Below are 17,120 nucleotides of genomic sequence, written 5' to 3'. Positions count from 1 at the left end.
CTTCTCTCCTCGGGTCCGTCCCGGCTCCGCGGAACCGGGCACACATCTTCGGGCTCAGGCCAACCCTAGCTGGGCTGGCCTGCGTCTACTCGCACACCCTAACGAGATGTGCACCACCGTGGGGAATCGATCAAGATGACGATCAAGATGACAGATCTCGCTCGACGGGAGTGCGGAATTTCGGTATGACGGCGACCCCGCCGAGACGACCGTGCAACCGTTCGGCCGCGGCCTCCACGGCCGCCGTTCCGTCGGCCCCGATGTCCTCCAGCAGACGGATCGCGATCTCGCCGTCCGGGCGCTGCCCCCACCCGCCGACGACCCGGCCCTCCCACCACACGGTCGGGCCGATGTTGCCGGTGCGGTCGAACAGCAGCGGCTGGTGCTCCCCGAGGAACCAGCCGCGCTCCTGCCAGCCCATCGGGGTCGGGTCCAGCGCCGGGAGCAGCGCGGCGACCGGCTCCGGCTCCGGGACCGGCTCGTCGTCGCCGGGCAGCGCGATGCCGGGGCCGCCGTCGAGGTCCACCTCCGCCGGGCCGACCGCGGTGAGCGCCTTCTTCACCTGGCCCGCGGTCCAGCCGGTCCACCACTTCAGGTCGGCGACCGGGGCCGGACCGAAGGCGCGCAGCCAGCGGCGGGCGAGCTCGACGCGGGCGGTGTCGGCGTCCACCGGTTCGAGCCCGGGCAGCCAGGTCTCCGTGGTCGACCAGGCGTACTGGGTGGACAGCCAGGTGCCGCGGGGGCGGCCGCGGACGATCCGGCCGGACGCGGCGAGCAGGAACAGCACGCGGTTGGTGATGTAGCCGCGCGACTCGTACGGCTTGCCCGCGGCCACGACGATCTCGGTGCGCAGGCGCGGCTCGCCGTCGGCGATCTGCTGGGCGAAGGCGGGCTCGCGGGCCTTCAACGCGGCGTGCGCGCCGTCCTCGACCTCGGCGAGCCACGCACTCAGGTCGCCGTCGAGCTCCGCGGTGGCGAGGTGCTGGAGGAGCAGCTTGCGCTGCTTGACGGCGATGTCGTCGGCGCAGGCGGCCTGGACGACCGGCACGAGCGCGGCGGGCACGACGAACATCGTGCGGCGCATGCCGAGCATCCGGACCAGCGTGCGGTCGTCGTAGAGGGCGCGCTCGACGTCCTCCGTGCCCGCTCGCGACCGCGCCAGCACCGAGAGGTGGACGGTGGCCGGATCGGTCGCGTGCAGGGCGACCAGGCTCTCCGCGACCGCGACGGGATCCTCGGCTGGCGCGTGGAGGTGGTGCCGCGTCACCAGGCGGGCGCGGCGCTGGTCGTTCCCCAGTTTCGTGCTCACCCGGCGGTTCTACCACCGGGCACCGACAGTTTCAGGAGTAGTAGTGCGGGCCCTGGTCCCACTTGAGGGTGGCCGTGGGCGCGTCACGCTCGCGACGACGGCGACGGGCCGTGCCCGCCACCGTGCTCACCAGCAGCGCGATCACCGCGCCGATCGCGAGGTTGATCAGGGCGGTCGCGATCTTGGCGTCCACCTGCACGGCCAGCGTCAGCGGCAGCACGATCGCGATCGCGGTGAGCAGCACCATGATCCAGCCGAAGAACTGGGCGGGCGCCGAGGTGCCGAGGCTGAGCACGTGCATCAGCCCGGTCGCGAGCAGCGCCGCGGCCGCCGCGCACAGCGCGTAGGTGACGGTGTTGGCGTTGCCCCAGATGCCGTTGCCCTTCGGGGCCAGTACGGCGACGCCGAACAGGCCGCGGGCGATCAGCAGACCGACGACGGCGACCAGCGCGGCGACGACCGCGGTCGCCACCCCGCCGGCCCACAGCCGGCCGTAGTCGGGCTCGGTCGGGTCACTGGGCGGGTATCCGGTCACTGTCCGGGGGTTGGCGGGCCGGCGGGCGGATAAACATTGGTCACCCGTGCGGCGGCGGCGATACCCTCGGCCGATGGTCTCGCCCAGCCATTTCGCGGCGTTCGCCGCTCTGGTGTTCCTGATGGTCGTCGTGCCCGGACCGAGCGTGCTGTTCACCGTGAGCCGCGCGCTGACCGTGGGGCGGCGGGACGCGCTGATCACCGTGCTCGGCAACGCCGCCGGCGTGTACACGCAGGTGGTGGCGGTCGCGTTCGGGCTGGGCGCGATCGTGCAGACGTCGGCCACGGTGTTCACGGTCATCAAGCTGGCCGGGGCCGCGTACCTGGTCTACCTGGGCGTGCAGGCGGTGCGGCACCGGCGGAAGCTGTCCGAGGCGCTGGCGGCGGCGGCGCCCGCCACGCGCGGCCGCACCCTGACCGTTCTGCGCGACGGGTTCGTCGTCGGGTTCGCCAACCCGAAGTCGATCGTGTTCCTGGCCGCGGTGCTGCCGCAGTTCGTCGACCACGCGGCGGGCGGGGTGGTGGCGCAGATCCTGGTGCTGGGCATCGCGCTGCCGGTGATCGCGGTCGTGTCGGACAGCGCGTGGGCCCTGGTCGCCGGCACGGCCCGCGCGTGGTTCGCCCGGTCCCCCAAGCGGCTCGAACTGGTCGGCGGCACCGGCGGGCTGGTGATGATCGGGCTGGGCGCGGGGCTCGCGCTCAACGGTCGGAAGGACTAGACAGCACCAGGTCGAGCAGGCCCGGGAACGCCTCGTCGAACTCGGGGCGGCGCAGGCGGTTCAGCCGTCGCGGGCCCTCGTCGCGTTGTTCGATCAGGCCGGCCGCGCGCAGCACGGCGAAGTGGTGGCTGCGGGTGGCCTTCGTGACCGGCAGGTCGAACGTGCCGCACGCCTTGGTCCAGTCGGGCAGCTCCGCCAGCTCGCGCAGGATCGCGCGGCGCACCGGATCGGCGACGGCGGTCAGTGCGTCCTGCAGCGGCACGTCCTTCGGGTGGACGTGGGTCAGGCCGCGCGCTCGCGCTGTGTTCGATGCTTGTCGTACACTCATGTGGTCGACCTCCATCGAACACTCTAGACCCCAGGAGCGGACATGACCCGACGCCTCGCGGCCACCTTCGGCCCGGACTCCCGCAACCGGCTGGACGCGGCCACCGCACCGGGGATCGAGGGCGCGCTCGCCGCACTGGAAACGTTCTACTTCGCCTTCAACCAGCGGGACTCCGACGTCTTCGCCCGTGTCTGGACGCAGGACGCGCTGGCCCAGCTGAACAACCCGCTGGGCGGCATCCTCCGCGGCGGCGAAGCCATCTCGGCGCTGTACGGCAAGGTGTTCCACGGCCCGGCGCGCGTGACGGTCACCTTCGGCGACGTCGTCGAGTACGCCGGCGACGGGCACGCGTTGTTCGCCGGGCGCGAGACGGGCTCCTACGTCGTCGACGGCCGCGAAGTGCCGCTGCGGATCCGCACCAGCCGCTACTTCCGCTACGAGGACGGCCGCTGGGCGCAGTTCCACCACCACGGCAGCATCGACGACGCGGCGGAGCTGGCTGCCTACCAGGCGGCCATCCGGGGCTGACCGCTCCTCAGCTACCGGCCGCCCACCGAACGTGGAGCCCGGGCGCGGGAGCGTGGAACTCGCGCGCGGGAACGTGGAACTCGCGTCAGGCGGGGGCCTGCTCCCCCGGCTTGGTGAACAGCCGCGTCGCGGAGATGCGGGCGGTGCCGTCCGGCTCGCCCAGGTCGTCGAGGTGGTTGCGGATCGTCGCGTCGACCGAGAGGTACTTGCGGCCCGCCCGGAGGTCCGCGTCGTTGCGCAGCCGGACGATCAGCGGGAACTCGGACAGCGCGCCGGCGTCGAACAGGCCCGTCGTGTAGATCAGCTGCACCCCGAGCGCCTCCGCGACGACCCGCTGCAGCTCCAGCAGGTACCCGGCGGACGCGCGGCCGATCGGGTTGTCCAGGAACAGCACACCGGAGTGCCGGTTGCGCACCAGCCCGCGGTTGTTGGCCCGCAGCGCGGCCAGCGTGCAGTACAGGATGATCGCCGCGGTGAGCTGCTGCCCGCCGGAGAACACGTCGCGGATCTCGGACACCCGCTGGCGTTCCGTGCGCAGCACCGAGTCCGGCTTGAGGATGTCCACCCGGAACCCCTTGGGCACCGCGGCCCGCACGCCACGCAGCACCAGCGACATCCCGTCGCGCTTGACGTCCCGGCCGTCGCTGGTCTTCCCGACCGCCGCCTCGTCGACGACCTGCCCGAGCGCCTCGGACAGCTGCGGCTCCTCCGGATCGCCGAACCGGATGCGCAGGAACTCCTGCCCGGACCAGCCGCCGAGCCCCTCCGGCAGCCGCGACAGCCGTTGCGCCGACCGCAGCATCCGCAGCGCGCCCTCGACCATGCCCTGCAGCCGCGCGACGATCCCGGACCGGTGCCGGTCGATCTGCGCCAGGTCGTCGGTCAGGGTGCGCAGCCGCGGCTTCAGCGCGGCCGACCACTCCCGCGCGTGCGCGGGCAGGCTGTCCCGGCGCACCGACACGATCTGCTGCCGCACCGGGCTGGTCAGCTTCTCGAACCGCTTGTCCGTGGCGTACTGGGCAAGCGCGTCCGCCGCCGCCCGCACCCGCTTCTCTGCGGCGTCGACGGCCGCCTCGGCGTCGGTCAGCGTCGTGTTCAGCTTGCGGTAGCGGGCCTGCGCGGCTTCCACGTCGCCGTCGAACACGGTCTCCGGCTCGCCCTCTGGGGCCAAGTGCGCCATCGACTCGGCGAGCATCTTGAACCCGGCCGCCGATGCGGTGGCCGCCTCCAGCGTGCGCTCGGCCTCCGCGCGCCGCGCCTGCGCCTCCTCCAGCGCGCGGGCCGCGGCCGACGCCTCCTCGACGGCCTCGTCGATCAGCTCGCGGCCGTGCTCGACGTCGCGCGGCCGGGTCTCCAGCGACGCGTTCTGCTTCGGCAGCTGGTCCAGTTCGGCCTTGCAGGTCGCGACCAGGCCGATCGCCTCGCTGTGCTCGGCCTCCAGCGCGGACACCGTGCGCCCGGCCCGCGCCAGGGCGGCCGCGCGGGTCGCGGCGTCCGACCCGTCCGGGGTCTCCAGCAGGCGCGCCGCCTGCTCCCGCACCGCCGGGTCCAGCGCCTCCAGGGCCGCCCGCGCCGTGGACTCGGCGCTCTCCGCCTGGTCCAGCTCGGCCCGCAGGTCGCTGCCGACCTCGACACGGGCGTAGGCGTCGCTGGCCGCGGCGAACGCCCGGCGCAGCGCGTCGACCGGTTCGCTCGGCACCGGCTCGTCCTCGGACACCGATCCCCCGCCCGGCACCTCGGCCAGCTCGGCGCGGGCATGGGTGACCGTGCGGCGGTGGCCGTCGGCGGTGCGCTGCTCTTCGGCCGCTTCCTCGCGCAGCCGGGCCGCGCGCGACGCCGCCTGCTCAGCCTCGGCCTCGGCGCGCGTGACGATCTCCTGCGCGCGCTCGACCGTCTCAGTCCACTGTGGAATCAGCGCGACCCGCTCGGCCAGCTCGGCCAGCTTGCGGGCGCGTACCTCGCTGTCACGCGCCTCGGCACGCAGGGCCGGGATCGCCTCCCGCAGCCGGGTGCGGCGCGCGGCCAGATCGGCCAGCGCGCGCTCCTGGGCGACCACCGCGGCTTCGGCCTCGGTCTGCTCGGTGGCCGCGGCCTCGGCCTCCTCGGCGAGGGTGGCCAGCGCGCCGGGCGGGTAGTCCTCGCGCCACGTGGTGAGCTTCCACTCCAGCGCGGCGTCGTCGCCGATCGCTTCGGTGAGCGCTTCGAGCTGCTTCTGGCGGCGGGCGTGCCGGGCGGCGATGGCCTGGCGCTCGGTGTCGGCCGCCTCCTCGTCGTACATCGCGGGGTTGGGCGGGACCAGGAAGTCCACGCCCGGCGCCGCACCTGGCGCCCGCACCGCCTGCGTGGTGCCGACCGGCAGCACCACGCTCGGCAGGAGCTTGGCGTCGGCGAGCACCTGCCGTGCGCGGTCCAGCTGCGCCGGGTCGTTGACGAGCACCCCGCCGAGCAGGTGCGGCAGGTCCCGCAACACGCGCTCGCGGCCTGCGGCGTCCATCGTGGACAGATAGCGCCAGCCCGACCACGCGGTGATCCCGGCCGCCTCCAGAACGTCCAAAGCGGACTGGACCTCCGGCGGCGCGGGCAGCAGCCCACCGGAGCCGAGCGCCGCCAGCGCCCGTTCGTCCACCGACTCCTCCATGCGCAGGGCAGTCTGCTCGCGTTCCGCGGTGGCGCGCGCCTCGCGCAGCCGCGTCAGCAGCGCGGGCGTGTCGGTCTCCAGCTGGACGTTGTCGCCGCCGAGCAGCTCCAGCAGCCGTGGGTGCGCGGCGAGGCTGTCCGAGCGCCGGTGCGCCTTCGCCAGTTCCTCGGCAGCGTGGGCCGCCCGGGACCGCGCGGTCGCGGCCCGCTGTTGCGCGGCGTGCAAGGCGGCCTGCGCCTGGGCGTGGTCCTCGGCGACCCCTTCGAGTTCGCTCTCCCGCGCCGCCAGCTCGGTGCTCGCGTTCTCGCCGCGCGTGCGCGCCTCCTGCGCGGCGGCGGCGACCTGGGTGCCGTCGCTGAGCAGCCCGTCGCGGACGGCCTGCTGCACCTGCGCGCGCACCTCCTCGATGCGGCGGGTCAGCTGCCCCAGTTCGGCGCGGTGCCCGGCGGCGGTGGCGGTGGCCGCGTCCCGCTGGTCCTGCGCGGCCGCGGCGGCGGTGCGGGCGGTCTCCGCGCGGGCCTCGGCGGCCTGCGCCTGCTCCTCGGCCTCCCGCGCCAGCGCGAGCAGGCCGCGGGCGAGCGCGGTGGCGGCCGCGTTCTTGGCTTCCAGGGCCGGTTTCGCGCTCTGCTCGCGGTCGCCCACGAGCTTGCGGATGTCCGTCGCCTTCCGCGCGGCGTTCACGTGCGCGAGCACGGTGCCGGTCTCGCGCCACGCGGCCGCGGCCTCGCGTGCCTTCGCCAGCTCCTCGTCGATCCGCGCCTTCTCCGCGGTCGCGTCGGCCAGCCGCATCTCCCCGACCACGCGGCGCAGTTCGGTGACGACGGCGTTGCGGCGCCGGCAGTCGCCCTCGGCCAGTTTCTCCGCGTCCCGCGTCTCGTCCACATAGGACTTCAACCCGTCGAGGCGCTCCGCCTCCAGCTCGTGCCGCGCGATCACCGATCCGGCCAGCGCGCGGGCCTCCTCGCGTGCGACCGCGGCGAGTTTGCGGGACGCGGCGGCGAGCGACTCCTCCTCGGTGAGCGGCGTGAGCAGGTCCAGCGCCCCGGCTACGAAGTCGCGTTCGGACATCAGCTCGCCGCGCTGCCCGAGGTTGTGCGCGTAGGTCTGCACGACCTCGGCCAGGTCCTTCGGGTCGTCCTCGGGGATCACCGCACGCAGCAGGAACTCGACGAACGCCTCGTCGGAGGTGAACGCGAACGCGTCGGCCGCCTCACCCTCGCCGGCGTTCATCGCGCGCTGGTAACGGAACAGCTCGGTGTCCAGGCCCAGGGTGTCCAGCCGCTCGGTCCACTCGTGGTGGCGGCGGGTGGTGAACAGCTCCAGCTCCGGCTCGGCCTTGTGCGCGCGCTCCAGCTGCTCGGCGAACCCGGACATGGTCAGCAGGCGGCCGTCCTCGGTGAACGGCAGCGACTCCAGCCCGAGCGCGGCGGTGGGCCGGAAGCAGTACCACGAGTCGACCAGGTTCGCCGGGTCGTTCGACACGACGTGCCCGCGCCACTCCGACACCTTGCCGGTGATCACCCGCTGCCCGGTCTCGGTGTGCTGCCACTCCAGGACGACGTGCGCGACGTCCTTGGCCATCACGAACTTCTCCAGCACGCGCGTGCTGGTGGTGCCCACCACCTGGCGCCGCCCGGGCAGCATGACCGAGAAGATCAGCTTGATCAGCACCGACTTCCCGCCGCCGTTCTCCAGGAACAGCACGCTCGCCGGGGACGGCCGCCGCGGCAGGCTGCCGTCGGCGGAGTGGATCCCGGCGGTGAACAACGCGTCCTGCGCCGGCGCCTTGACCAGCGGGCCGACGCCGCTGAAGTCCAGCAGCACGTTCTGGTAGCGCGCGCCCGCCGGACCGACGGAGTGCAGGCGCACCCGCGAAAGCTCGTACACCGATCTCCCCCTACAGAGTGTCCGAAATGGACGGGCGCAGCGTGCCCTCGCCGTCGGAGACCGCGACCACGCCGAGGGCCAGCAGCTCCTCGAACGCGCTGTCCGCGGCCAGTTCCCGCACCTGCACCTGGTAGCGCGGCGTGGTCCGGTAGGTGCCGCCCTGCTCGCCGCTGACCTGCACCAGGAACCCCTGGTCGGCCAGGAACCGCAGCGCGCGGGACACCATGCCGCGGGTGGTGTCCGAGGCCAGTCGGCCGTCCTTGGTGGCCGCCGCTTCGGGACGGCGGGCGTAGGCGCGCCAGGCCTGTTCCAGCTCCGGCGAGTCGGACAGCGGGTCGTTGTTGGCCTCGGCCTTCGCGGCGCGCTCGTCGAGGATCCGGCACGCCTCACGCACCACGCCGTCCACCTGGTCGACGCTGACCCGGCCGATGTAGGTGTCGTTGGCCAGGTCGTCCGGGCGCGGGTAGCCCAGCGCGGCGGTGGCGAGGTGCACGAGGCCGTGCAGCACCTTCTCGGTGTCGCGGCGCTCGCGGATCTTGCTCTGCCGCGCGTAGCTGTCCATCTTGACCTCGAACACCGACTCGTCGGTGGCGGCCAGCACCGCGCCCGCCTGGTGGCTCACGTCGAGCACCATCAGGCCCAGCCCCGCGGCGACCGAGTTGGTCAGCTGCTTGAACGCGCTGTCCTCGCCGTAGCGGCGGACCAGATCGGCGTAGACGACGTCGCGCGAGGGCAGGTGCTTGGGCCGCATCCCGAACGAGATCAGCCGTGCCGCGTTCTCGGCGTCCCCGGTCGTGACCGGACGCGTCATGCCGCCCCCTCAACGGACGCGGCAAGCCGCGGCAGTGCCTCGGCAGGCATGGCGCTGAATGATTCGGACCTGCAAGCAGTCCTCATGCCGCCCCCTCTTCGTCTTCCTCGCGTTCGAGCCGCGCTGTGCTGAGCAGCAGGTCGGCTCCCCCGAACTCGGGGTCCTCCAGCAGCGTGCCGTCGTCGACGGCGAGCAGCGCCCGATCGTCCCCCTGCCGGACGGCGGCACCCACCTCGGGACTGTAGGAGTGCAGCGCCCGCAGCGCCACCAGACGCGGCAGCTCCGGGTCGAGCTCGCGGGCCTCGGCCAGCACGCCGGACAGCCGCCGCGGCACCTCCGGCAGGTCCAGCAGCTCGTCGGCCCGCCGCCACTGCTCGTCACTGTAGTGGTCGAGGCTCTCCGGCGGGACGAGCTCCGGCTCCGGCACCTCGCCGACCACCTTGTCCCGCTCGGGCGCGGGCCGAAGCAGCAGCGAGACCAGCGACGGCAGCGCGGGCACGGTCGGCACCACCAGGCCTGCCGACGCGTGGAACCAGGACTCCAGCGGCGCGACGGCGTCGGCGATGGGCAGCTCCAGGGCGGGCATCAGGATCTGGCCGAACAGGTCGACGGTGGCGCGCTGCGGCGGGCCGGAGAACTGCTGGCGGTCCTGCTCGGCGCGGAACACCGCGCCCGCCGCCTGCAGCCGGGCCTGCAGCTGGGTGTGGCGGCTGATGCAGTCGCTGACGATGTCGACCAGCTCGGCGGCGCGACGCTTGTGGTCGACGTCCTCGGCCTCGTCGCGGGCGGCGGTGATGTTGCGCAGGATCGCGTTCTCCGCGCGGAAGCGGGCCTCGATGTGGGTCAGCGCCGAGTCCAGCAGCTCGGGCATCTCGCGGTCCCAGTCCACCGCCCGCACGTCGCGGCGGGTGGCGTCCAGCTTGGCGCGCAGCGTCTCGCCGTACTGGACGGTGCGGTAGCGGGCCTGCTCGGCGGCGAGCTTGGCGTCGGCGAGGCGGCCGCGGCTGATCAGGTTCTCCAGCTTGACCTCGGCCGCGATCTGCGCGGACTCCACGTCGGTGTCCAGCGCGCCGACCAGCACGTTGATCGCCTCGTCGCTGGCGCGCAGGTACACCTCGCCGTCGGGTGCGGCCAGCTCGACGAGCAGTTTGAAGTCGAACGCGCGGCGCCGGTAGGTGCCGTTCGCGTCGAGGCTGCCGTAGACGCGGCGGAATCCGCGGTCGGTGGTGCCGACGTTGATCAGGTTGTCCAGCACCCAGCGGGCGACGCGCAGGTGCTCCTCGGCCGGGCGGCGCGGGGCCTGTGCGGCGATGAACGGCTGCAGGCGCCGGACGACGTCGTCGTGGTTGGCGCCGGTGTCGAAGTCCATCGCGATGGTGACCAGGTCGATCGTGTGCAACGCGATCTCGGCCATCTGGTAGACGGTGGCGTCGGCCCAGTCGAGCTTGGACTTGCGCGCGTCCAGGTCGTGCAGGGGCGCGGTGCAGGCGAGCGCCTTGAGCCGCCGGGCCAGGCCCTCGTCCACCAGCCCCCCGCTGATCAGGTCCGAGTCACGCACAGCGCGCCAGACTACCTGGGCGTCCTGTCTCGCTCGACTTCACGCTCGTAGGTGCGCAGCGTGTCGATGACCAGGCGCCGCTGCTCGGGGGTGAGCGGATCGAGGGCGGTGCGCCAGGCGCGGGCGCCGGCGGCGAGCCAGCCCTCGACCTCGGCGCGGTAGGTCGCGGCGATGCTGACGATCGTGCGGCGCCGGTCGCTCTCGTCCTCGGTGCGGTCGAGGATCCCGCGGCGGCTGAGGTCGCCGACCATCAGGCTGACGGTGGTGGGCGCGACCTCGAGCCGCGCGGCCAGCTCGTTGACCGTCATCGGCCCGTCGAACAGCAGGTAGGACAGCAGCGACAGGTGCCGCGGGGCGAGGTTGAAGTCGCGCAGCCGCTCCGGCACCGGCAGCTTCTTGGCGCGGCCGACCAGCCGCGGCAGGAGCAGCAGCATGGTGCGGACGGCCTCGTCGGCGGTCGGTGCGTCGCTCGACATGCCCGTCATGATCCCACGTCGCTAAGGTCGCCCCATGCACGAACTGAGCAGGGACGAGTGGCTGGAGTTCGCTTCCGCGGGCACGCGCACCGGGAAGCTGGGCGTCACGCGCGCCGACGGCAGCCCGCACGTGACGCCCATCTGGTTCGTCGTCAACCCCGGCGACGGCGCCGACGAGCTGATCTTCAACACCGGCGCGGAGTCGGTGAAGGGCCGGGCGCTGCGGCGGGACCCGCGGTTGTCGCTGTGCGTGGACGACCAGGAGCCGCCGTTCGCGTTCGTCCAGTTCACCGCCGAGGCGACGCTGCACGAGGACCTGGACGAGATGCTGCACTGGTCGACCCGCATCGGCGCGCGCTACATGGGCGAGGACCGGGCGGACGAGTTCGGCAAGCGCAACGCCGTGCCCGGCGAGCTGCTGGTCCGGGCGCGCATCACGAAGGTGATCGCGTACGGCGGTCTCGCCGACTGATTTCCGCCAGCCCGCGGCCGTCCGGGCGCGCAGACTGGGCGGGGTGATCTCGGACGTCGCGGGCTTCGACTGGCCCGCCCTCACGGCAGAACTGAACGACACCGGCTGCGCCCTCACCCCGCCCATCCTCAGCGAGCGGGAGTGCCGGGAGCTGTCGGCGCTGTACGACGACGTGGGCCGCTTCCGGTCCACGATCGACATGGCGCGGTTCCGGTTCGGCTCCGGCCAGTACCGCTACTTCGCCTACCCGCTGCCGGATCCGGTCGCCCGCCTGCGCGCGGCGTTCTACCCGCACCTGCTGCCGATCGCGCGGGACTGGGCGGCGAAGCTGGGCTGGGACGCGCCGTGGCCGGACGACCTGGAGAGCTGGCTGGACCGGTGCCACCGGGCCGGCCAGATCCGGCCGACACCGATCCTGCTGCGCTACGGCGCAGGCGACTGGAACGCGCTGCACCGCGACCTCTACGGCGAGCTGGTGTTCCCGCTGCAGGTGGTGATCGGGCTCGACGCGCCCGGCACCGACCACACCGGCGGCGAGTTCCTGCTGGTCGAACAGCGGCCGCGCGCGCAGTCACGCGGCACGGTGACCCAGCTGCCGCAGGGCCACGGCCTGATCTTCACCACGCGGGACCGGCCGGTGCGGTCCTCCCGCGGCTGGTCGGCGGCGCCGGTGCGGCACGGCGTGAGCACCGTCCGCACCGGCATCCGCCACACCCTGGGCCTGGTCTTCCACGACGCCACGTGAGGCGTCAGGCGATCTCCCGCAGCCCCGAGCCGTCCGCCGCGCGCAGCGTCGCCAGCGGCGGGCGCTGTTCACACGCCAGGTCGGTGACCACCAGCTCGCGGTCCACACCGTGCCCGGACTCGCCGCGGCGGAACTGGGCGAGCATCGTCGCGGGCGGTTCGGCCGACACCAGCCGGCCGTAGCGCTCGAGCCGGTCGAACACGGTCAGCATGATCTGGCCGGACATCCGGCCCAGCGCCTGCGTGTTCTGGTGCCGGTGGGTGCGTTTGCCGAGGTCGACCTGCGCGAGCGCGTCCAGCCCGTAGGACTCCAGGATGTCGATCAGGTGCCCGACCTCGACGCCGTAGTTCGCCACGAACGGCACCCGCTCCAGCACCTCGCGCCGCCCGGCGTACTCGCCGGCCAGCGGCTGCACGAACCCGGCCAGCTCGGGCCAGTAGAGGTTGAGCAGCGGGCGCGCCACCAGCTCGGTGACGCGGCCGCCGCCGTCGGCGTCGGTGCTCACCGCGCCGACCAGCGGCCGGTGGTAGAAGCCCTTGACGTAGGCGATGGAGTCGTCGGTGAGCAGCGGGCCGAGCAGGCCGGTGACGTAGTCGCTGGTGAAGTCGTACAGATCGCCGTCGACGAACACGACGATGTCCCCGGTGGAAGCCGCCAGCCCCTTCCACAGGGCCTCCCCCTTGCCCTGCAGCCCGGGCAGGGCGGACAGCACCGAATCCTGCGCCACCACCGTCGCGCCCGCTTCCGCCGCCACCTGGGCGGTCGCGTCCTGCGAGCGCGAGTCGACGACCATGACCTCGTCGACCAGCTGGTGGCGTTCGACGAGGTCACGGCGGATCGTGCGCACGATGTCGCCGACCGTCGCCTCCTCGTCCCTGGCGGGGATCACCACGCTGACCGTCGTGTCCCCCTTGGCGGCGACCAGATCGGCCACCGGCCAGTCGCCCGCCTGGCTGCTGCGCCGGGGCAGCCAGGCGCCGACGTCGGCGGACACCTGCGGCGCCGCCGCCTTCCTCGCCCTGAAGCCTCGCATGCGCATCCCCTTCCCCGAACCGGACATCGGCGTGATCGATGCTTCGGCAGACGGGTTTCGCCGACCGCTCCGGGATGAAACCGGCAGGTTACGAGTTCGTACCCGGCAACGGGCGGTCGTAACACACCTTGCACATCCGTCGCGTTTGAACTTCAGCGCAGCAGCGGGCAGGACCGGCCCTGTGCCGGGGTTTCCGCCTCGGGTCGTGTGGTGACGACAGGGTAGCCGTCGACCTGAGTGATGCCGGGCGTCCCGATCAGCCGCACGAGCAGGTTGGCCGCCCGCGCACCGGTCTGGGCGTGCACCGCGATCACCGTGCACGCGATCTGGTCCTTCGCCAGTTCGGGCAGGGTTTCCAGCGGCGCGGTGAGGTTCACCGTGACGACCCCCTGGTCCAGTGCGCCGACCGAGACGCCGAGTGCGCCGGTGGGGAGCATGGTCGCGTAGCCGGCGGCGGCCTCTTGCGTGTTCGGCCCGGCCAGGAGCAGGGTGACCGCGTCGGGCACCGTGCCGAGGTGGCCGGTCTGGCGGACGACGGGCGCGAGCTTGCCCGCCTTGAGGAAGAACAGGATCGGCCCCGGCGCGGCCCCGACCGGCGGGTCGCCCGCGGGCACCGGATCGGTTGGGCGCACCCCGCAGCCGGCGAGCACCAGCACGAGCAGCAGCCAGGTCCAGCGCACGCTCACCACCGCCCCGGCAGCCGCAGCACGAACCGGGCGCCGCCGCCCGGGTTGTTGCCGGCCTCGATCGTGCCGCCGTGGAGTCCGGCGTTCTTCTCCGCGATGGACAACCCGAGTCCGCTCCCCTCCGACCGCGATCGCGCGGTGTCGGCCTTGTAGAACCGGGCGAACACGTGCGGGAGCACGTCGTCGGGCAGGCCCGGCCCGTGGTCGGTGACCTCGACGACGGCGTCCGCGCCCGACGCGGACAGCCGCACCCGCACCGGCGGCTCGCCGTGCCGCAGGGCGTTGCCGACCAGGTTCGCGACGATGACGTCGAAGCGCCGCGCGTCCACCGCGGCGATGATCCCGGGCGGCAGATCGGCCTCGACGCGCTCGGTCCACTGCCGGGCGCGCAGGGTCGCGGCGATCAGCTCGCCGAGGTCGGCCTCGCGCCGGTCCATGCGGGCGCGGCCGTTGTCGAAGCGGGAGATCTCGATGAGGTCGTCGACGAGCCGGGTCAGTTTGCGGGTTTCCTCGCTGACCAGCCGGGTGGCCGTGGCCGCGTCGCCCTGCAGCCGCGCCGCCTCCTCGTCGAGCACCTCGGTCACCGCTGTCATCGCGGCGAGGGGGGTGCGCAGCTCGTGCGACACGTCGGCGACGAACCGGCGCGCGTCGGCCTCCATGCGGCGCAGCTCCCCCACCGACTTCTCCAGGCTGGCGGCGGATTCGTTGAACGTGCGCGCCAGCTCGGCCAGTTCGTCGCCGCCGCGCTCGGGCAGGCGCGTGGACAGCCGGCCGTGGGCGAGCTGGCGGGCGCCGTCCCGCAGGCGCCGCACCGGTCGCAGCACCGCCCCCGCGGCCAGCCACGCCAGGACGACCGCCAGCGGCACCGCGACGGCGGCGGTGCGCCACCCGTTGAGCGCGAACTCGCTGATCTGGTGTTGTTCGGCCCCCAGCGAGTACCAGCCGTACACCTCCAGCCCGGACGGCACGCGGGTGAAGTTCGTGTCGGTGGTCAGGACGGGCATGCCGACCACGACGGCCGGGACGCCGGAGGAGTCGACGCGCTGGAACACCAGGCGTTGCTCGGCGCGGACCCGTTCCGCCAGCTCGGCGGGGACGAAGTCCGCGGGCCCGGCGCTCAACTTGCCGTACCGGGCGGCCGCGACCCCGGGCAGCGTCCGCACGAGCTCGGTGAGGCTGTCCTGGTCCGGCGGCATGGTGATGGCGGGGGCGGCGGCGTCCACGGCGTCGCGCAGCCGCGTCATCACCTGGTCCTGTGTCGCGGCGAGCACGGTGCGCCGCGCGGTGACGTAGTTGACGCCGGTCGCGCCGACGGTCGCCAGCACCGCGACGAGGCTGATGATCAGCACCAGCCGTGCCCGGATTCCCCGCAGCCGCGCGAGAAGCCGTCTGATCACAGTGGACCGAACCGGTAGCCGAAGCCGCGCACGGTGCGGACGTACACCGGCGCCGCGGGCTGGTCCTCCAGTTTCGCCCGCAACCGCTGCACGCACGCGTCGACGAGCCGCGAGTCGCCGAGGTAGTCGTGTTCCCACACCAGTTCCAGCAGTTGCTGGCGGCTGAGGACGCGGCCGGGCACGCGGGACAGTTCCAGCAGCAGCCGCAGTTCGGTGGGGGTGAGGCGGACCGGTTCGCCGTTCTTGGTGACCTCGCAGGCGGTGCGGTCGATGGTCAGGGCGCCGTGTTGTTCGCGGGCCTGGCCTGCCGCGCCGCCGCGGCGGAGGACCGCTTTGATGCGGGCGTCGAGGACGCGGGGTTGCACGGGTTTGACCACGTAGTCGTCGGCGCCGGCTTCGAGCCCGCCGACCACGTCGATGTCGTCGCCGCGGGCGGTGAGCATGATGATCGGGACCGGGCCGGTGGCGCGGATGCGGCGGCACACCTCGAACCCGTCGATGCCGGGCAGCATCAGGTCGAGCAGCACGAGGTCCGGGCGGCGGGCGTTGAGCAGCCGCAGGCCGGCCTCCCCGTCGGCGGCCGGCTCGACGTCGTGACCGTGCCGGCGCAGGCCCAGGCACAGTCCTTCCCGGACCGCCGGGTCGTCCTCGATCAACAGCAATGTCGGCACCCGGCCGATTATGGCGGCGTTTCACCAACTCCGGCGACTCTGTAGCAAAACCATGACACGACGACGACGGGACACGGACATCCGCGGCCGAAGCTGATCACCATGTCCGTGCAGACCAGGCCACTCCGCCGTGGCCCGATCGTCGTCCTCGTCGTCGCCGTCGTCGTGATCGCACTGGCCCTCGGCGCCGCGCTCGCCCTCCGCGGCGACGCTTCCGAGCCGGTGCCGGCCGACTCCTCGGCGACGAGCGTTCTCGTCTACGACCGCAAGCAGAACCGCACCCTGCGCCAGGAGGGCGCCGGAACGCGTTACCGGTCGGCGTCGCTGGTGAAGCTGCTGATCGCCGTCGACCTGGTGCAGCGCGGGCACGTGACGCCCGACCGCCCGAGCCCGCGGGTGATGAGAATGCTGTCCTACAGCGACGACGCGATCGCCAACCAGCTGTGGGAGTCCGGCGGCGGCCCCGACATCGTCCGCCGCACGGCGACCTCGCTGGGGCTGACGGCCACCGAGCCCCCCGCGGACCCAGGCCGCTGGGGCGACACACTCCTGTCGGCCGAAGACGTGGTCAAGATCTACCGGGCGGTGCTGGCGATGCCGTCCCGCGAGCGGCAGCTGATACTCGACCCGCTGCGGAACGCGCACCAGGTGGCAGCCGACGGCGTCGACCAGTACTTCGGCATCCCGGACGCGCTACCGGGCCGACCGTGGGCGATCAAACAGGGGTGGGCAGCAGGCCGCGGTGGGGTCGACGCGCACACCAGCGGCGTGGTCGGGACTGGGGACCAATACGTCGTGGTGGTGCTGAGCCACCGCCCGGGCGGAACGGCGCTGGAGACCGCAATGCGAGAGGTCACCGAAACAACAACGACAATCGAAAATCTGTTGAACTAAACCGCGAGCCGGCAACGAAAAGCAAGCGACTACCCCAACCAGACCTCCCCCGCCCCCGATCCACAGCCGATCTTTAGTCGCCGACCAGGCGTGTCAAGGCACGCTTTCCCGCCTTGACACGACTGCTCGGCGACTGAAACACAATCAGGGAGAGGGGGCGGGGGTGGTCGGAAGGTGACCGTTTGGCGCCGTGAGGCGCATTTTCCGCGCGAAGGCGCGGGTTTAAAGATCAAAAGAAGTCCTCGCCGGACGGGCAGGCTCCGGGATGACCAGGGGTTGGGTGCCTCGTCCCACCTTGCCGAGGTGGTCGCTGGGTGGTCATCCCGTCGCCTTCCGGTTTGTGCATATCACCTTGAGCCAGGGCCGCAAGGTTGGCATGTCAACTCACGCGGGCGCGGAGGTTGCGGCCCTGGCTCAAGGTGATCGTTGCGTAT

16 protein-coding genes are annotated in these 17,120 nt (G+C 72.9%); 5 read left to right on the top strand and 11 right to left on the bottom strand.

Features of this window, described 5'->3' with window-relative positions:
- Nucleotides 1–142: 142 nt before the first annotated feature.
- Together AMYTH_RS0101020 and AMYTH_RS0101015 are read right to left on the bottom strand one after the other, a co-directional pair.
- A complete protein-coding gene (locus AMYTH_RS0101020; protein WP_027928729.1) occupies nucleotides 143–1,309 on the bottom strand; it encodes a winged helix DNA-binding domain-containing protein in 1,167 nt (388 codons plus the stop codon).
- A gap of 31 nt (nucleotides 1,310–1,340) precedes the next feature.
- Nucleotides 1,341–1,844: a DUF6069 family protein gene (locus tag AMYTH_RS0101015; protein ID WP_027928728.1), complete on the bottom strand. Its 504-nt coding sequence runs from the start codon at nucleotides 1,842–1,844 to the stop codon at nucleotides 1,341–1,343.
- A 73-nt stretch (nucleotides 1,845–1,917) separates the two neighbouring features.
- On the opposite strand from AMYTH_RS0101015, the gene AMYTH_RS0101010 reads away from it, so the two are divergent.
- Nucleotides 1,918–2,562, top strand: a complete 645-nt coding sequence (locus tag AMYTH_RS0101010; RefSeq protein WP_027928727.1) for a LysE family translocator — start codon at nucleotides 1,918–1,920, stop codon at nucleotides 2,560–2,562.
- On the opposite strand, the gene AMYTH_RS0101005 is transcribed toward AMYTH_RS0101010, so the two are convergent.
- On the bottom strand, nucleotides 2,543–2,890 hold the full coding sequence (locus AMYTH_RS0101005; RefSeq protein ID WP_027928726.1) for an ArsR/SmtB family transcription factor: 348 nt from the start codon (nucleotides 2,888–2,890) through the stop codon (nucleotides 2,543–2,545). The two genes, AMYTH_RS0101010 and AMYTH_RS0101005, sit on opposite strands and share 20 nt — an antisense overlap.
- A gap of 42 nt (nucleotides 2,891–2,932) precedes the next feature.
- Here AMYTH_RS0101005 and AMYTH_RS0101000 point away from each other — a divergent pair, with 42 nt between their 5' ends.
- Nucleotides 2,933–3,418 carry a YybH family protein gene (locus tag AMYTH_RS0101000; protein WP_027928725.1) on the top strand — a complete coding sequence of 162 codons (486 nt, stop codon included), beginning with the start codon at nucleotides 2,933–2,935 and terminating at the stop codon, nucleotides 3,416–3,418.
- A gap of 85 nt (nucleotides 3,419–3,503) precedes the next feature.
- Here the strand turns inward: AMYTH_RS0101000 and AMYTH_RS0100995 are convergent, their stop codons facing one another.
- The 4 genes from AMYTH_RS0100995 to AMYTH_RS0100980 form a co-directional block, all read right to left on the bottom strand.
- Complete coding sequence (locus tag AMYTH_RS0100995; protein ID WP_027928724.1) at nucleotides 3,504–7,943, bottom strand: hypothetical protein; 4,440 nt, start codon at nucleotides 7,941–7,943, stop codon at nucleotides 3,504–3,506.
- Between the two features lie 10 nt (nucleotides 7,944–7,953).
- Nucleotides 7,954–8,754 (bottom strand): hypothetical protein, encoded by an 801-nt coding sequence (locus AMYTH_RS0100990; protein ID WP_020422323.1) that lies wholly within the window; start codon nucleotides 8,752–8,754, stop codon nucleotides 7,954–7,956.
- 82 nt (nucleotides 8,755–8,836) lie between these two features.
- The gene (locus AMYTH_RS0100985; protein WP_020422324.1) at nucleotides 8,837–10,312 is read right to left on the bottom strand and encodes a hypothetical protein; all 1,476 of its coding nucleotides are present in this window, start codon (nucleotides 10,310–10,312) and stop codon (nucleotides 8,837–8,839) included.
- Nucleotides 10,313–10,323: 11 nt separating this feature from the next.
- The gene (locus tag AMYTH_RS0100980; protein WP_027928723.1) at nucleotides 10,324–10,788 is read right to left on the bottom strand and encodes a MarR family winged helix-turn-helix transcriptional regulator; all 465 of its coding nucleotides are present in this window, start codon (nucleotides 10,786–10,788) and stop codon (nucleotides 10,324–10,326) included.
- A 34-nt stretch (nucleotides 10,789–10,822) separates the two neighbouring features.
- Between AMYTH_RS0100980 and AMYTH_RS0100975 the strand changes: the two genes are divergently transcribed.
- Together AMYTH_RS0100975 and AMYTH_RS0100970 are read left to right on the top strand one after the other, a co-directional pair.
- Nucleotides 10,823–11,260 carry a PPOX class F420-dependent oxidoreductase gene (locus tag AMYTH_RS0100975; RefSeq protein WP_027928722.1) on the top strand — a complete coding sequence of 146 codons (438 nt, stop codon included), beginning with the start codon at nucleotides 10,823–10,825 and terminating at the stop codon, nucleotides 11,258–11,260.
- A gap of 43 nt (nucleotides 11,261–11,303) precedes the next feature.
- Nucleotides 11,304–12,005, top strand: a complete 702-nt coding sequence (locus AMYTH_RS0100970) for a 2OG-Fe(II) oxygenase (protein ID WP_027928721.1) — start codon at nucleotides 11,304–11,306, stop codon at nucleotides 12,003–12,005.
- Nucleotides 12,006–12,009: 4 nt separating this feature from the next.
- On the opposite strand, the gene AMYTH_RS0100965 is transcribed toward AMYTH_RS0100970, so the two are convergent.
- The 4 genes from AMYTH_RS0100965 to AMYTH_RS0100950 all read right to left on the bottom strand — a co-directional run bounded on the left by AMYTH_RS0100965 (nucleotide 12,010) and on the right by AMYTH_RS0100950 (nucleotide 15,792).
- Nucleotides 12,010–13,038, bottom strand: coding sequence for a glucosyl-3-phosphoglycerate synthase (locus tag AMYTH_RS0100965; RefSeq protein WP_037323149.1), 1,029 nt, complete (start codon nucleotides 13,036–13,038; stop codon nucleotides 12,010–12,012).
- A gap of 152 nt (nucleotides 13,039–13,190) precedes the next feature.
- Complete coding sequence (locus AMYTH_RS0100960) at nucleotides 13,191–13,718, bottom strand: hypothetical protein (RefSeq protein WP_228684518.1); 528 nt, start codon at nucleotides 13,716–13,718, stop codon at nucleotides 13,191–13,193.
- 2 nt (nucleotides 13,719–13,720) lie between these two features.
- Nucleotides 13,721–15,121 carry a sensor histidine kinase gene (locus tag AMYTH_RS0100955; protein WP_027928718.1) on the bottom strand — a complete coding sequence of 467 codons (1,401 nt, stop codon included), beginning with the start codon at nucleotides 15,119–15,121 and terminating at the stop codon, nucleotides 13,721–13,723.
- A complete protein-coding gene (locus tag AMYTH_RS0100950; protein WP_037322103.1) occupies nucleotides 15,118–15,792 on the bottom strand; it encodes a response regulator transcription factor in 675 nt (224 codons plus the stop codon). The genes AMYTH_RS0100955 and AMYTH_RS0100950 overlap by 4 nt, the downstream gene beginning before the upstream one ends.
- A 102-nt stretch (nucleotides 15,793–15,894) precedes the next feature.
- Between AMYTH_RS0100950 and AMYTH_RS0100945 the strand changes: the two genes are divergently transcribed.
- Nucleotides 15,895–16,686 carry a serine hydrolase gene (locus AMYTH_RS0100945; protein WP_027928716.1) on the top strand — a complete coding sequence of 264 codons (792 nt, stop codon included), beginning with the start codon at nucleotides 15,895–15,897 and terminating at the stop codon, nucleotides 16,684–16,686.
- The last annotated feature ends 434 nt before the right edge of the window (nucleotides 16,687–17,120 follow it).

The sequence above is a fragment of the Amycolatopsis thermoflava N1165 genome (assembly GCF_000473265.1).
GTDB lineage: Bacteria > Actinomycetota > Actinomycetes > Mycobacteriales > Pseudonocardiaceae > Amycolatopsis_E > Amycolatopsis_E thermoflava.
This window is presented reverse-complemented; position numbering and strand designations above follow the sequence as displayed.

Bases quoted from the DNA above. Each gene is read 5' to 3' on its own strand.
- AMYTH_RS0101010 (WP_027928727.1), top strand. From the start codon at position 1,918: ATGGTCTCGCCCAGCCATTTCGCGGCGTTCGCCGCTCTGGTGTTCCTG.
- AMYTH_RS0101005 (WP_027928726.1), bottom strand. From the start codon at position 2,890: ATGAGTGTACGACAAGCATCGAACACAGCGCGAGCGCGCGGCCTGACC.
- AMYTH_RS0101000 (WP_027928725.1), top strand. From the start codon at position 2,933: ATGACCCGACGCCTCGCGGCCACCTTCGGCCCGGACTCCCGCAACCGG.
- AMYTH_RS0100990 (WP_020422323.1), bottom strand. From the start codon at position 8,754: ATGACGCGTCCGGTCACGACCGGGGACGCCGAGAACGCGGCACGGCTG.
- AMYTH_RS0100980 (WP_027928723.1), bottom strand. From the start codon at position 10,788: ATGTCGAGCGACGCACCGACCGCCGACGAGGCCGTCCGCACCATGCTG.
- AMYTH_RS0100975 (WP_027928722.1), top strand. From the start codon at position 10,823: ATGCACGAACTGAGCAGGGACGAGTGGCTGGAGTTCGCTTCCGCGGGC.
- AMYTH_RS0100965 (WP_037323149.1), bottom strand. From the start codon at position 13,038: ATGCGAGGCTTCAGGGCGAGGAAGGCGGCGGCGCCGCAGGTGTCCGCC.
- AMYTH_RS0100945 (WP_027928716.1), top strand. From the start codon at position 15,895: ATGTCCGTGCAGACCAGGCCACTCCGCCGTGGCCCGATCGTCGTCCTC.